General features: G+C 53.6%; 14 protein-coding genes. 2 read left to right on the top strand and 12 right to left on the bottom strand.

Translation table 11 applies throughout. The annotated features are described in order from the left end of the window. Window position 1 precedes the first annotated feature (1 nt). The 12 genes from HB860_RS21475 to HB860_RS21420 all read right to left on the bottom strand — a co-directional run bounded on the left by HB860_RS21475 (window position 2) and on the right by HB860_RS21420 (window position 12,204). Window positions 2-1,507, bottom strand: a complete 1,506-nt coding sequence (locus HB860_RS21475) for a hypothetical protein (RefSeq protein ID WP_247627901.1) — start codon at window positions 1,505-1,507, stop codon at window positions 2-4. Window positions 1,508-1,509: 2 nt separating this feature from the next. Continuing rightward, window positions 1,510-2,745 carry a hypothetical protein gene (locus HB860_RS21470; protein WP_247627900.1) on the bottom strand — a complete coding sequence of 412 codons (1,236 nt, stop codon included), beginning with the start codon at window positions 2,743-2,745 and terminating at the stop codon, window positions 1,510-1,512. Window positions 2,746-2,856: 111 nt separating this feature from the next. Beyond that, window positions 2,857-3,765: a P-type conjugative transfer protein TrbG gene (trbG, locus tag HB860_RS21465; protein ID WP_247627899.1), complete on the bottom strand. Its 909-nt coding sequence runs from the start codon at window positions 3,763-3,765 to the stop codon at window positions 2,857-2,859. A 15-nt stretch (window positions 3,766-3,780) separates the two neighbouring features. After that, window positions 3,781-4,485, bottom strand: coding sequence for a type IV secretion system protein (locus HB860_RS21460; protein ID WP_247627898.1), 705 nt, complete (start codon window positions 4,483-4,485; stop codon window positions 3,781-3,783). A gap of 97 nt (window positions 4,486-4,582) precedes the next feature. Beyond that, window positions 4,583-4,879, bottom strand: coding sequence for a hypothetical protein (locus tag HB860_RS21455; RefSeq protein ID WP_247627897.1), 297 nt, complete (start codon window positions 4,877-4,879; stop codon window positions 4,583-4,585). Further along, a complete protein-coding gene (gene trbL, locus HB860_RS22255; protein WP_282101307.1) occupies window positions 4,876-6,528 on the bottom strand; it encodes a P-type conjugative transfer protein TrbL in 1,653 nt (550 codons plus the stop codon). The genes HB860_RS21455 and trbL overlap by 4 nt, the downstream gene beginning before the upstream one ends. Window positions 6,529-6,719: 191 nt before the next feature. Next, window positions 6,720-7,505 (bottom strand): P-type conjugative transfer protein TrbJ, encoded by a 786-nt coding sequence (gene trbJ / locus HB860_RS21445; RefSeq protein WP_247627896.1) that lies wholly within the window; start codon window positions 7,503-7,505, stop codon window positions 6,720-6,722. Further along, window positions 7,474-9,981: a transporter gene (locus tag HB860_RS21440; RefSeq protein ID WP_247627895.1), complete on the bottom strand. Its 2,508-nt coding sequence runs from the start codon at window positions 9,979-9,981 to the stop codon at window positions 7,474-7,476. The genes trbJ and HB860_RS21440 overlap by 32 nt, the downstream gene beginning before the upstream one ends. Before the next feature lie 12 nt (window positions 9,982-9,993). Beyond that, window positions 9,994-10,308: a conjugal transfer protein TrbD gene (locus HB860_RS21435; RefSeq protein ID WP_247627894.1), complete on the bottom strand. Its 315-nt coding sequence runs from the start codon at window positions 10,306-10,308 to the stop codon at window positions 9,994-9,996. Next, a complete protein-coding gene (locus HB860_RS21430) occupies window positions 10,308-10,775 on the bottom strand; it encodes a TrbC/VirB2 family protein (RefSeq protein ID WP_247627893.1) in 468 nt (155 codons plus the stop codon). The genes HB860_RS21435 and HB860_RS21430 overlap by 1 nt, the downstream gene beginning before the upstream one ends. After that, window positions 10,775-11,770 carry a P-type conjugative transfer ATPase TrbB gene (gene trbB / locus HB860_RS21425; RefSeq protein WP_247627892.1) on the bottom strand — a complete coding sequence of 332 codons (996 nt, stop codon included), beginning with the start codon at window positions 11,768-11,770 and terminating at the stop codon, window positions 10,775-10,777. The genes HB860_RS21430 and trbB overlap by 1 nt, the downstream gene beginning before the upstream one ends. Window positions 11,771-11,943: 173 nt before the next feature. Then, window positions 11,944-12,204: a helix-turn-helix domain-containing protein gene (locus tag HB860_RS21420; protein ID WP_247627891.1), complete on the bottom strand. Its 261-nt coding sequence runs from the start codon at window positions 12,202-12,204 to the stop codon at window positions 11,944-11,946. A 156-nt stretch (window positions 12,205-12,360) separates the two neighbouring features. Here HB860_RS21420 and HB860_RS21415 point away from each other — a divergent pair, with 156 nt between their 5' ends. Both HB860_RS21415 and HB860_RS21410 read left to right on the top strand, forming a co-directional pair. Further along, window positions 12,361-13,335: a replication initiator protein A gene (locus tag HB860_RS21415; protein ID WP_247627890.1), complete on the top strand. Its 975-nt coding sequence runs from the start codon at window positions 12,361-12,363 to the stop codon at window positions 13,333-13,335. Window positions 13,336-13,522: 187 nt separating this feature from the next. Continuing rightward, the coding region (locus HB860_RS21410) for a hypothetical protein (RefSeq protein WP_247627889.1) at window positions 13,523-13,889 on the top strand (367 nt) is incomplete at its 3' end.

Below are 13,889 nucleotides of genomic sequence, written 5' to 3'. Positions count from 1 at the left end.
CTTAAATGTCAGTTACGGTAATCAGCAGGATCATTTCAACAACTTCCACATCTGACGACTTATTACCGCCCAACCACACGGATCCCAGAGTTGAACGCTCACCCCGCCGAGAAACGGTTTGCTTGATACCACTAATAATCCATGTCTCGCCAGTTTTAATATCGAACTCTTTGTTAATGATGTTTTGGCTTACCTCCGGCTGCTCTTGATAAACCTCATTAATCTGACGCTGGGTGATGCCATTCAACGTTGATATATTGCTGGAAAGGTAGAGACTAATCTTATCGTCAGTCAGAAATTTGGGCAGAATGAACAGCTTCAAGCCCTGATCCACAACCCCTGCGGTTACTTCTGTGCTCGATGCGCCATCGGGGTTAGGTGTCACTTTCGTACCAGCCAGAAACGCTTTTGAATCAATAGTACCAAGCTGAGTAGGCACGTTATTTTTCAAAATGTCGGTTGGTTCGGTAACTACGCTTACAGTTCCCTGCTCTTGCAGGGCATTAATAAGCAGCTCACTGCCACTCCAGCGCCCCCCAGTGGCCTTGAGGCTCAACTTACTAGGGCTTGCCCCGCTGCCCCCAGGTGTGGCCTGTTGGGTATCAAAGGACAGCAAACCATCGGTCGCTGTATATACCAATTTCCAGTCGGCTCCGTGGTTTTCGCTTTCATTACTGCTGAACATCAACAGCTTTGCTTCCATCCGAGCCTGGCGCCCCATATCTCGCATGAACTCTTTCATGAAAGTGTCGGTTTGGGCAATGATCGGCCGCTCCGCTTTCACAACGAGTTGGCCAGAGGATTTTACACCTGTCACGACCCCTGCTTTACCGACCAGCGCCTGCAGAGCTTCCAGACCTTCCTTGAATCTGTCTGGTGTGCCGGTCAGTCTGGAATACTGCTCTCCACCACTTGCTGTGGTAGAAGTCACGTTGGTTGAACTACTGCCCCCCCCACCCGCGTTGAAGTTGATCGCGCTTCCTGCCTTCGTGTCATCAGTTCCCAGCTTGAAATCTCGCTCACCCACGGGGGTCGGCAGTGTGTATACCCTGACAACCAGTTTTCGCCACTCAACGCCTGTAGGGGTGTACTCGTAACTGTACCCTGTGGAAGCCGCTACTATATCCAGCGCCTGCCAAAGAGGAACGCCTGCAGGAATGCTGGCACGAACAGAACGATTAGGCTCCACATCAAGCATGTTTACGTTAGCGCCCCCCATCCTGGCCAGCTGATCTGCCAACAGACCAAAGGGGATCCCGTTAGCATTGATGGCCAAGACCCTACGATTCGCCCAGGCAGGAATATCGCTCTGTTTTCTTGACTGAGAGAATACAGGAGCAGTGGAAACGTATTTGGCTTTGGTGCTATTCACAGGATCGTAAACTGACTTTTGAGCAAGCTCTTTCCTTGCTTGCTCAATGAGCGAGTCGGCTTTTTTCTGCGTCGCGCAACCAGATAAAACCAGCACTGCCAAAAAAACTGCCTTATTGAAATTCGGCTTTTTCATAATTAATATCCCGGCTTAACAAAATAAACCTCATTGGTCCCTTGCACCAACTGAGCCTGAACTTGGTATTGAGCAAACAACTTCTTAAACGCATCGAGAGGATCGTTAAAAACATAAATATTGAACGGTGTTGATATGTCAGGGTTCGGGGTGTCGTCCAACCAAGAATTAATATTAGTTTGCCACCCAAACATTTCCGCCAATCGGTAGGCGTTATCCATCAAAGAGCCTGGCTGAACCTTAAATGATTTCGCCTCGCGCCCCAAACCCTTGTCGTGGATTACTATTGTTTTCTCATCGGTCAATTTAGATACATAGAACCGCTGAGCCTTATTTTCCCTCGCAAAGGATTCGGACATTTCCGCAAGTGAAGCATCTAGCGTGTCAGAATAATTCTGACCCTTTTCAACCGGTCGGTTTAGCTTGATGTTCAACATTTTTGAACCGTCGGAAAGGTCTGTAATAACATTGGTATAACCCCGAGGGGCGGCCCATCGTTTAATCGCAATAAGCGGTGATTCACCATATCCAATTCTCAGCGTTGGCCATGTATGGTCTTCACGGGCTTTATCCTCCGCCGGAGCCTGTACAATTGACTTGACCTGAACAGAAGATGGCACCTCATTTGTGACTTCTTTGACCGGTAACGGTGCTCCTAAAGTTGCTGGCGCATCAGAAATAGCCGCCACCTTACGGGCAATCGTCTTGCTCAGGTCATCCCCAACACTCGCTATTTTTTGAGGTTCTTGGTCGGCAGTTTTTAATGCGCCACTTTTCCCCTGGGAAGGCACCAAAATAAAAGGCGTGCTCTCTTTTTCTATCGGGGCGCCGAGGTATACCGAAGGTGTGGAAGCCGCAGCTGTGGCGGCTACAGCCAAAGGCAGCACCGGCCTCCCCCCCCGCACAGTGAACGGCGCACCTGGGAGTAGTGAGCTGTCATAGCTGCGCGGGTAGTACCGGCTCGCCTCAACTCCCAAGTATTGCAGTCTCAGCAGCAATCCGCTGTCGAGAGACGATGCAATGTAACGTAGTAATACCCCTTGGCCACTCGCCTGGCCGGTCTTCTGATCTACCAGAGAAACCCCGTAGCCCCTCGCCCGCAGAGCGGGGACTATGGTGGCTGTCAAAGCATCCGCACCCTTTACTACAGGAGGATCAATAAATAACGTTGTTCTGGCAGGTGGAAGTGGATCAGCCAGAAACGCTACCGTGTCGTTCGCGAGGGTCTGCGCGTCCATGATCGTCACCGTTGGTTCAACGTAAGACATTGTTGGGCGCGAGGTTGCGCAAGCGCTTAACAAAAACGCCGCCGCGATCGATTCAAGCAAGTAACGGTAACGGTGAGTCATCTATCTACCCCCCGTGCGTGTAATCGTAACCTCGGTTTGGTCACCACCTACCCCGACGATCAGGGATGCCTTGTCGAGAACCTGATCAACAACGTAGCGATCACCTATCGTGCGATAGTTGACGATTTTTTCACTGGCACTAGAGAACAGGCCGCCATCGTTGCCCTTGGCAACAAGCGCCGGCGCTTCACCGTTGAAGCTAGACGAGGGGAACTGAATGTAGGTTTTGCTGCCATCCGTATAAACGCGGACCGGCTTCCAGCTCGGGCTATCGCCACCGATACTGAAACCAAAGTCCAGGTTGGCCAGGTTCTGGCCAGTTGGCATAGTGTTGTTATAGACCTGCTTGGCGTGCTGTTCGCGGTATGCTGCCCACTGACGCTCTACGTCATCGGGATAATCGAATGACAGCACAGGGATCCATTCACGCTGCGTACTTGCCAACTTGATCGAGTACAGGCGCCGGTCAGTTGCCACGCTCAGGTTGGTAACCAGCCCGGCATCCGTCGGCTTAACCACGATCACCGTAGTGGCTTTCTCCCCGCTGCCGATAGTGGCTGGGGTGATCTTCCATCGAGCATTATCACCCGCATGAACATCGTTCACTACTTCACCTGGCTGCAGCTCAATGTTGCAGACCTGCAGGGGACTGCAAACTAACGTCGGGAGCGTGGCACCAAAAAGGTATTTAACGCTGCCATCTGCGCCCCTGTGTGGTTTTTCTGGGTTCGTTTTCCATTGGTTGGCCAGGTTGATACCGTAAACTTCTTTGCGGTCCAGGGTTATCGTATTTGGCGATACCAGGTTCACACTTGGTAAGCCCTGGTCATCTAATGCAGGAACCTGGGCAAACGCGGGAGAGACGACAGCCGTAACGATCAGCCCCGCCAGCCATTGAGTCTGTTTCATGCTTCACCACTCTTTTTAGTTGCGGACAGGCCAAGAGAATTGGCGGATGTAAAGGCCTACAGGATTAGCCAGCAGTTGAGCCTCATCTTTAGGAGAAGCAATCAGGACGTTAGCTGTCAGTTGATAGCGTTTGCTGCTTATCTCTTTGCCAGAACTGCGGTTTTTAACCGTCTCTAACCACTCGACTTGCCATGTTTCATTTGAGAGCTGGACGGGGGTCTGCAGGGCCACTTCTACTGTTTCATTTGCAGCCCTGGCATATGGGTTGTTTTCGCGGTGATACGCAGCCAACGTCTGATATGCCGCACTATCAGGAAGTGTCATCGCGTAGGTAGCATCTACGACGCGCTTGGTTGCCCGGTTATCGGTGTAAACAGTGCGAGCACCGAGCACCCAGTCTTGTAATGCAGCTCTGATCTGTTCGGTCCTCGGTCCCGGTGTAGACTCATCAGCTCGCCAGATCTCGCGGGTTTTTCCGTTGTTATCGGTGTTAACGTAATAGACGGCGATGTTTTCGTTCGCTGCCTGAATAACGTTCCCTGCCACAGAGAAAATCAGAGAAACGCCGACGATGAGCGCAGCTGTGCGCCAATTGCGTGCTTCAATGATGTGACTGCCATAACGCTCGTTCCACTCTCTACGGGCGGCCAGGTAAGGTGTTTCAGGCGGGGCTTTCGGGGCTCTCTCTTGAGTTGCCTTTTTTTTGATGTTGGGGTGCATTGTCAGTCCGTTTGTCCTTGATAGCCTATAACATATATTATTAAACAAATAGCCCCCCCCAGGCAAGCTCTGGAGGGGGCTTTCTTCCTATCAGTTATTAGAGGTCTTTATCCTGCTGCTTAGACAACTCTTCCAACTTGTCCCATGCGTCGCGCTGGCGGCGACTTCCGAACAGGGGGGCCTTGCTAAATCCACGTCCCAAGCCCAGCATCGCCCCCCCTATGGGACGCAGGAGATAGTGAGCTTGCTGCTGTGCTGCGGTTACTTTCTTATCGATCTTGTTGAGCTGTTCGCCATAGCCTTTTCGCCGCATAAACTGCCCAAGCGCCCATAGTCCAAGACCTATCAAGAACATGGCCAAAAACGGCAGTAAAAACCAGATGGTTTCTATCATGAACCGTTCTCCCCTTTGGTGTCCGATCCGGTTTGCCCAGCTGCACCTGGTGCGCTCCCGGGAGCTTGCGCCGGCGCCGCTGGACGTATGATATTTTGTTGCCCTGTTTCGGTACCGGCAGGAGCCATAGAATCATCAGGTTCAGCACTGCCACCTGGTAATGGCTGCGGCGCACCCGCTCCCAGTGATAGACCGGCGGCCCCTTCCATACCAGGAACGGCAATCGCAGACATAATACCCGCCGCTCGAACAGCACCTGATGCTACCTGATGGCCTGTGATACCACGGCTTGCGTCGTCGCCCTGTTCTTTCCCCCCTTGATTGGATCCTGTACCAGACTCATCGGATTTTTCACTGCTGTTTGCAGCTGGTGCAGCTTGATGACCCTTATTCTCCTCTCCCCCCTGGGCCGCATCCCCAGCCTGTTTTGCTGCCTGTGCAGCCTGTTTTACGCTGCTGCTAGGCTGCGGGGCGTCGCCTGGCGCTTGCGGCGCACTGCTACCGCCAACCCGAGCGCCGGCAGACGATGCACCTTTGGCCGCTGTTTGCCCGCCTGTGCTGGCCCCAAGGCCGGAAGCACCTGCACTCCCCGCTGAGGCCGCTGCGGGAGCGCCCCCTCCTGACAAGCTGGCACCCAGCGCACTAGCCAAGCCGCCGGCTGCACCACTACCACCGGCACCTGCGGCCCCAGCTGCAGCAGCTGCCGGAGCGGCTGCACCTGCTGTGGCAATGGTAGCAATAGCAGCAGTAGCGCCGGCAATGCCGGCGGCAGCCATCCCACCAATACTTGATCCCCCACCCATCGACATGCCGCTGATCATGCCAGCAACAAGCTCAGGGATGGTTTTTGCCAAATAGGCACAAACCAAGGCCAAGCCCACCATTGTCCACATGCTTGCGTCATCATGGTTGTATGCGGCTTGCCATGTTTTGGCCGCATCTACTATCAGGCCGACGATCAATGTCAGAATGAACAACTTTGCACCGACCGAAACGGCATAGCGAACGATGGCCAACGCATACTCGCGTGTCCATTGTGAGGCGCCAAACCCCATGAACAGCACAGAGGCGTTAATGACAACGTAGGATTCAATAATTGTCAGCCCCATGAATGCGGCGATAAACGCGAAACACAACAGCACCAGGAGGCCAGCGAGGGCCACCATTGTAGCCGTGAGCGGGTTCCATGTTTCAACGTTGCCAATGGTGTTTGCCAGCTCGATGGCCATCCCAAAAACTTCACCTGGGCGCATCTGTGCAGAGCTAAGGCCGGCGGCCGTCGCGCCGGCAATTCGGAAGCTTTCCACCACTTTTTCAGCCCAATCAGCTGAGTACAAAAGCAGCGCATAAAAGAACCCAATCACCATAATAAAGCGCACCAGCTCGCCGATGAGCTCGCTAAAATCGGACTGCCGAAACACCAGCGGCATGAATGTCCAAATGAACTGTATACCGGCCAACCCCCAAAATAGTGTTATGGCATAGCCTCGGAGCTTACTGTCCCAGCGAGCCGCGCTATTTTTAACGAGGTCAAGGAGGCCAGTAAAAGATCCGCTAGGATCGTGCAGATCAGCTGCTGACACACTGGTCGCAAACGCGAGAAGTGCCAGCAGTAATCCCCCCAGAATGAACTTATGACGCAGTGCCAATCTCAGTACCCCTTATGGTTTCCAGTGTTGACAGGCTCGACATGCTTCAATGTATTTCCCTTGCCTGGCACTTGTTCACACGCTATTGGCTCAGGGGTCACCACACTGATAAAGAACTTCGTGCCGACGCTACCAGCACAAACCGCGGCCAGCAGAAAGAGCGCGAATATGTGCAGTTTTAAACTGATCATTTAGTACCCCTTATTGCTGCCTGTTTGAGTGATCACGCCACTACGACGCTGCTGACGCAGTGCATCATCAAGCTGTATTCGGTCTTGCTCCTGCGCCATATAATTGCCCTGCATGTTGATTTGCGTAGCCATCAGGTCACGCAACTTCTGCAGTTGCTGCACGTTTTGGGAAGCGATCTCATTACCGGCTTGAATTGCCTGCATCCGGCCAACAGCTGATTGTGACCGCGCAACCATCCTAGATAGTTGCGCATCCTCAGAATCGAAAGCGTTGGTATTGAGGTTCGCCGCTTCCAGGGCAGACTTCACATTGTCTCTCCCCTGCTGTGACCATTTTTCGTAACGATCTGGCATAGTGCTCGATGCGGGGGCCGCCGAGGCCCCCGCCGAACTCAGATATGATTGGAATCCTGGAAACTGGGTATTAAAGGCTGAATCCATGTTTTGGATATTGCGGCCAAGCGATTGCGACCTGTTGTAGATACTGACCACGTTTTGAAGGTCAGCCGCGATGTTGCTAAACATCGACGTAGGCAGACCTGCACCTTGTGTGATCATGTTGTTGTACTGCTGAATTTGTGTTTGGAGCTGTTCAGCCGTGTTCAATGCAGTATTTACCGCCTCTGCATACTCATACATCTGCTGATAAAACGTAGAGCAGTTGGAGCAGTAGATCGCATAAGCTTGCGTTGGAACCGTGAAAAACCCGACACCAAGCCCAAGGCTGATCGTCATCACTGCTGAAATAACACCATCACGCAGCTTTGCGAGAAAGATACTGTTCATATTCGACTCCCTTGTATTGCAACCAATAAAGTGGCCAGTCATTGCCATGCTCGTTGATCAAGTTCCGAACCTCTGCCAGGTCTTCCTTGTCGGATACCGCAACAAAGGCTTTTGTCAGAGGCCCAAGCCCCAGCTCAAACAACCGGCGGCCGAGTGGTGACTTGTAGTAGTAATCCCGTTTGTATTGCCCATTTTTCAGAATGCTGATTTCTTTGCTGTTCAGTCCAAACATGGCGTAGAGATCAGCCGGCCCTGGCGTCTCTTTGGTACCGTGCAAATCAGCTTCTTTGTTTGGTAAGAGGATTTTCGTTGGGCACTGTTCCAGCAGCACATCGAGCAGCCCAGATTTCACTGCATCAGAGAGGCTTTGGGTTGCCATGATGACGAGGCAGTTTTTCTTACGCAGCTCTTTGAGCCATTCGCGCAACTTCTCTCGGAAAACAGGATGCCCAAGCATCACCCAAGCCTCATCGAGTGACAGCATTGCCGGCTGGCCATTAAGGGAGCGCTCGAAGCGGCGGAATAGATAAAGCAGCACGGGGATGGCGTTCGAATCACCCATTTTCATCAGATCGTCAATTTCGTACACCGTGTAGTCGCAAGGTTTTAATCCGTCTTCCCTACCGTCTAATAGGTGCCCCATTGATCCAGAAATGGTGTAGTGCGTGAGGGCGTCGCGCACATCGGCGTCCTGCACAGTCGTTACATAGTCGGTCAACGAACGAAACGCCCTGGGAGCCTCACGTAGCAGATTCATAGCGCGGTGGATCTCAGCTTTTTGCTGAGGTGTAGGTGCCTTGTTAGCCTGCAGCTCATAGCAGGCAGCAATCCATTCTTCGGCCCACAACGCTTCGGAATCGCTATCAATATCAACCAGCGGCGTCAGGGCGGGAGTGTCTGCCTCGTCGTTACCAATGTCGTAGTGAACGCCCCCAGTGGCCTTACATAAGGCGTAGAGCGAGCGACCTTTATCAAACGCGGTCACGGTTGCCGGCACGGAGCTCCCATCGCGGCGGCGCCGACTGCGATAGCGTCGGAACTGTGCTTGCAAGATGGCCAGCAAAGTTGATTTACCGCCCCCTGTTGGACCAAAAATCAAGGTGTGCCCCACATCCCCGACATGCAGGTTGAGACGAAATGGCGTAGCCCCAGTCGTAACGGTGTGCATGAGCGGCGCAGACCCCGCAGGGTATAGATCACAAGGGTTTTCGCGCAGGCCCGGCCAGACACTGGCCAAGGGAAGCAAATCAGCGAGATTTAAGGTGTGCACCAAAGGCCGGCGGACATTGGGGTACGTCTGCCCAGGTAACGACCCAAGCCATGCCTCCAACGCATTGACAGTCTCTATCCGGGCAGCAAAGCCCTTTCGTTCAAGCTCCCTCTTAACGTAACGAGCCTGCTCAGCCAGGAAATTGCGGTCTTCGTGCATCAGCACCACAACAGGGGTGTAGTAACCGTAAGCAACCAACCCCGATTTCGCGTCGTTCATGGCTATCTCGGTTTCCTGTGCCATTGTCAGCGCGTCAGTGTTGATCACCCCCTTTTGTGACTTGAATACCTGTGACCAAAATCCACGGATTTTTTGCTGCCACTTCAAACGATACCGATTGAGTGCTGCGACCGCCTCATGCTGTTCTAGGAATATGAATCGGGAGGACCACCGATAAGACATGGGCAGGCCATCGAGCATATCGAGGATGCCTGGGAAGGAATGGGCTGGGAATCCTTCGATAGCAACGCACGAAATAAATTTATTGCCAAGGCGCGGCGTGTCGCCTGGCCAAAGCTCCGGGAAACCCAGCCAGGCATCCAGGTACATCGGACAGTCAGGAATCCGTAATGCTATGGTTTCATTTGTCAGTACGTAGTGCAGATAATTGCAAAGCTCATCGCTCTGATAAGCTTCTTGCCCTTCCCCTACGGTAATAGTGGCCATTCGACGCATGTGCATCAAATCACCGAGGCCATCCTGCAAGTCATCGAGTTTTTTCTTAAATTCCAGCAGCATCCGGTCAGCCGGGTTACTGTCATCGACAGCGTCGTCGTCGTAGACCAGCTCACCCAACTTTGAGTCTCTGCGGCTCGGAGGAAGATATTGCAGGATCAGGGCATATTCGCTTTCAAACAGCGAATTATCTCTCATGAAATCAGCTCGACGCTCTGCGTCGATTAAGGCGGTTATGGGCTCAGGGAAGTGTGACGATTCAGGGAGTGGATACCCCGGAGAGGCCAGGCGAGAGGCATCGGTCCACACCGCCCAACCAGCGCCAAATCTGGCCAGGTACTGGTTGACCAACGCGGTCAGGTAATTTCGTTCTGACGTGGTGGCGGATGCCGCGTCGTCACCACGGAAGAAGAAGCCAGCCATCAGCGAGCCGTCTTTTCCCAGTACAACGCCCTCGTCAATGAGGGCGGCATAGTTGAGCAAATCGGGCAAGCCAGCTGCTTTGCTACGGAAAGGTGCTAACGCAAGCATCCCCACTCCTTATCAGTAAATACGTGGCGACTTTGCCACTCGATAGGGCCGCGAGAACGGCCCGTAATAGTGCCCATACTTGAGTTGGCGAATGTAGACCTTGGACATGTTAGGGTCTGATTTCGCCATCTTGCGCAGGGCGTAGACGCATACCAACCAGATCGTCCCGCCGATGACCGTGGCCACTAAGTTAAGGGCCGAAATGGTCAAGCCACCCGCAACAAGCATGGAGAACAGCATTAACTCACGCTCTCCACCCATGAGTTGCTGCGGGCGATGAAGCGCCCGGTAGAATGGCGTCAGGCGACGCGATCCCATAGGGTCCATTAACGCGCTCCTACTCCGGCCAGGTCGCCGGAATGATCCTGGGCATACGTCATCACATCAGATACGGAAATAACTGCATCGTGCGGGACTACCGCCCCGGCGAACAATGCGCCAGTCAAAAGGCTGTTGGCGAAAACAATGACGCAGACGACCATTACGACGTAGATGATCCGGCGGACAAACTCGGAAACCTCACCGCCCCAGATCAGCGTGGCGCCGCACGCAATGATACCGAGCAGCGCAATTGCAAAGGCCACTGGCCCGCTGATGGACTGCCGGAGTTTGGCCAACGGACCTTCCCAAGGGAGCCCCGCCCCGCCCCCCGCTGTTGCATCAGCGGCGTGAACAGGTTCGATGACACCAAAGAGAAGTACGAAGAACAGCGCGGTTATCAGCCAAAGGCTGGGGTTGTTGAACGCAGCTCGTGTGTGAGACATGAAGGGAGAGTCTTTCGCATTAGAGATCATTAATTTTCTTCCTTTATCGGTTTGGTAATGTAGTGAATGCCATCATGCCCTTCGACCGTGATGACCTCCTTGACTTGCCGGCCGCCGGCTGTTTTCTCGATTGAAACGATCAAGTCCACAGCCTCGGCGATCAGCGCGTACATCGGCGCCTGAGTTGCCTCAGCAACAAGTTGCTCCATGCGAATGAGGCCCGCAGGAGCCGAATTTGCGTGAACAGTGGCAGCGCCCCCAGGGTGGCCAGTGTTCCAAGCTTTGAGTAAGGCCAACGCAGCACCATCGCGGACTTCACCGACCAAAATTCGATCGGGCCGCAGGCGCATAGTTGCCTTGAGTAATCGGGTCATATCGACATGATCGACAGCTCGGAGAATCACGACGTTTTTTGCAGTGCATTGCAGTTCGCCAGTGTCCTCGATGATCACAATTCGGTCTTCTGGACAAGCTTTTGCCATGTAGTCGATGATGCCGTTTGTAAGAGTGGTCTTACCCGTGCCTGTTCCCCCGACAACAAGCACGTTACGGCGGTTACGAACAGCAGATTCAATCGCCTCACATTGCAACTGAGTCATGATGCCGGATTCCACATAGTCATCGAGAGTGAAGATCTTCGATGCCTTCTTGCGGATCGTGAAAGTGGGTGCAGACACAACAGGGGGGAGCAATGCTTCGAAACGAGAGCCGTCCAGTGGCAGTTCGCATTCAAGGATCGGATTCTGCGCTGTAATTTGCGTGCGTAAAGTAGACGCTACTGTCCCCATGAGGGATTCAGCTCGCGACGCATCCAATGTCCCCACTTTTTCCATTGACGAGCCCAGCCGCTCGACCCAAACAGTTCCATCTGGGTTGAGCATGATTTCTTGAACTGTTGGATCTTCCAAAAATCCGCAAAGTTGCACACCTAGCTCGCGTCGCAATTTTTCAGTTATGCGCTTGTCATACTCAGCTCGATTTGATGCGATACCGGAGGGCTTGGGATCAGGTGCTGTTTCAGCCATACCTTTCTGTCCTAAACGTGACTAAAGATGGTCTAAATACTATCACTGTTTGAGCCCGTATGATAGTCTGTGGCCTATCATTGAAGCAAGGAATTTGGCAAGATAAAAACGACGAAGCCCCCGCGTTTTAGGGGGGGCTTCTCGACAGAACGAAAGAGAAAAGGACGGGACGGTTACGACGGAGGGACGAGGAGCTGCCACAGTGGCACACCGACACACTTAGCCAGTTCGGCCATGTTGTCGATGTTGAGCGGTGACTTACCAGTTTCTACTTCACTGATCCATGACTGTGCAAATCCTGTCTTATCCTTGACTGCGCGTTGGCTCAGTTTTGCGGCCTTGCGGGCCTTACGGAAATTGCAGGCAAAAATAAGTCGCTCCGCTGGCACCGGCTTTTCGCTTTCGTTCCTATCGGTGTCGCATCGGCTAAACATTCCGCGTGGCACCTCCCTTTGTGTTGGTTGAACATCGCGCTGCCAACCAGGACAGACGCACGAAACGATTTGATATTAACAAAAACAGTGCACTAAGCAGAGGTTTTTTGTCTATGACTCACCGCCATATCAGCATTGAAAAAGGAGAGGTTCAGCATGAGCGGCCCTAAACCACTGGGTGGCATTATTCCAGGCGCGCCGTACATAAAACCGTCAATGCGCACCCCCCCTGAGAACGACATACAGCCTGATTTTTTTGTCCCTAGTCTGTATGACGTAGCGACAAAAGATAACCGTAGTCTGATGGACGTTGCATTGTTCCGATTATCTAAACGAGACAAACGCGCTGGTGAGGTGATCCGGTATGACCTGCCGGATGGTTTTGTTGAAGTGAAAGCGGGGCCTGACGGTATGGCGTCGATTTGGGACTACGACATAGTGCTGATGTTGATCTCGCACCTAACCGAGTCTATGAACTTGTTCAAGGCAGGTCGAGGTGCAATGCCAGGAAGAAAATTCGTTCCATACGCATCTGACATTGCCAAATTTTGTAGGCGCGGCGACGGTGGCCGGCAAGCGGACGAATTAGAGGCTGCACTTGACCGGCTCTTGGGAACCACAATAAAAAGCGTGCGGGAAAAGCCATCTGCGAACGGTAAGCGGATGATCCGTGAAACAGAAGCAGAAAGCCTTATTGGCCCCTATCGCGTTGTATCCCGTACAGATACAGGCAAAGTGTCCAGTGTAGAAATCGAAGCGCCAAACTGGATTTATCGAGAAGTAACCGGTGGTAAGAAACCAGATGTGCTAACCGTGCACCCTGACTACTTCTTGATCGAACCCGGGCTAGGGCGTTTTGTCTATCGCCTCGCACGTCGAGCAGCAGGAAAAAACACCGCCAAATGGGCATTCAAAACTATATATGAACGCAGCGGCAGCGCAGGCTCATTTAAGGAGTTCTGCAGGATGATGCGGCGCCTGATTTCTTCCAATGACCTACCTGAATATGACATTCGAGAGGAAGTTGGCCAGATTGGCCCGCTCCTGCTCATTACTCGCCGGTCCAACCCAACACAGCCAGAGGAGGCTGAGGCTGAGGCTGAGGCTGAGGCTGAGCAGGATTGTAAGTAAAAAGCCGGTGTGTAATAGACGGAATCCAACATCTACTTAAATCAACAACAAGGGGTCAGGGCTGGCCTGTATCCCTTGCAGCTGTTCCCCTCATCTTTGGGTCTTAGCAACCCGTCTGAACATATCTGACCGACTGCGGCCGGTGCCGCCGAACTGCTGATCGGTACCGCTGCAGGTGCTGATCCCGGTGGCGTACCAGGTACTGCAGAACGCTGGGCCACTGCCGGCGCGGCGGTGTCCCGCTGATCCCTTCCCCTTTGGTGCCTGGCCGGTCCCGGCCGACGTGGTGGCCATGGCGATCCCCGCCGAGCTGCTGATCGGTACCGCGAGCTCACCGGGTGCTGCAGGGCCTGCCGGCAGTCCGGATCCGGTACCAGGGAGAGACATGGCCATGCAGAACGGCGGGCCGCTGCCGGCGCGGCGGTGTCCCGCTGCTCCCTTCCCCTTTGGTGCCTGGCCGGTCCCGGCCGACGCGGGGGCCATGGTGATCCCCGCCGAGCTCAGCGCCGGCGAGCTGCTGATCGGTACCGCGAGCTCACCCGGTGCTGCAGGGC

This window comes from Aeromonas genomosp. paramedia (assembly GCF_023093515.1).
Taxonomy (GTDB): Bacteria; Pseudomonadota; Gammaproteobacteria; order Enterobacterales; family Aeromonadaceae; genus Aeromonas.
Note: the sequence above shows the minus strand (reverse complement) of the source record. Positions and strands in the feature narration are given on the sequence as shown.

Bases quoted from the DNA above. Each gene is read 5' to 3' on its own strand.
- trbG (WP_247627899.1), bottom strand. From the start codon at position 3,765: ATGAAACAGACTCAATGGCTGGCGGGGCTGATCGTTACGGCTGTCGTC.
- HB860_RS21420 (WP_247627891.1), bottom strand. From the start codon at position 12,204: ATGTTTAGCCGATGCGACACCGATAGGAACGAAAGCGAAAAGCCGGTG.
- HB860_RS21460 (WP_247627898.1), bottom strand. From the start codon at position 4,485: ATGCACCCCAACATCAAAAAAAAGGCAACTCAAGAGAGAGCCCCGAAA.
- HB860_RS21455 (WP_247627897.1), bottom strand. From the start codon at position 4,879: ATGATAGAAACCATCTGGTTTTTACTGCCGTTTTTGGCCATGTTCTTG.
- HB860_RS21440 (WP_247627895.1), bottom strand. From the start codon at position 9,981: ATGCTTGCGTTAGCACCTTTCCGTAGCAAAGCAGCTGGCTTGCCCGAT.
- trbJ (WP_247627896.1), bottom strand. From the start codon at position 7,505: ATGAACAGTATCTTTCTCGCAAAGCTGCGTGATGGTGTTATTTCAGCA.
- HB860_RS21475 (WP_247627901.1), bottom strand. From the start codon at position 1,507: ATGAAAAAGCCGAATTTCAATAAGGCAGTTTTTTTGGCAGTGCTGGTT.
- trbB (WP_247627892.1), bottom strand. From the start codon at position 11,770: ATGGCTGAAACAGCACCTGATCCCAAGCCCTCCGGTATCGCATCAAAT.
- HB860_RS21415 (WP_247627890.1), top strand. From the start codon at position 12,361: ATGAGCGGCCCTAAACCACTGGGTGGCATTATTCCAGGCGCGCCGTAC.
- HB860_RS21435 (WP_247627894.1), bottom strand. From the start codon at position 10,308: ATGGACCCTATGGGATCGCGTCGCCTGACGCCATTCTACCGGGCGCTT.
- HB860_RS21470 (WP_247627900.1), bottom strand. From the start codon at position 2,745: ATGGACGCGCAGACCCTCGCGAACGACACGGTAGCGTTTCTGGCTGAT.
- HB860_RS21430 (WP_247627893.1), bottom strand. From the start codon at position 10,775: ATGATCTCTAATGCGAAAGACTCTCCCTTCATGTCTCACACACGAGCT.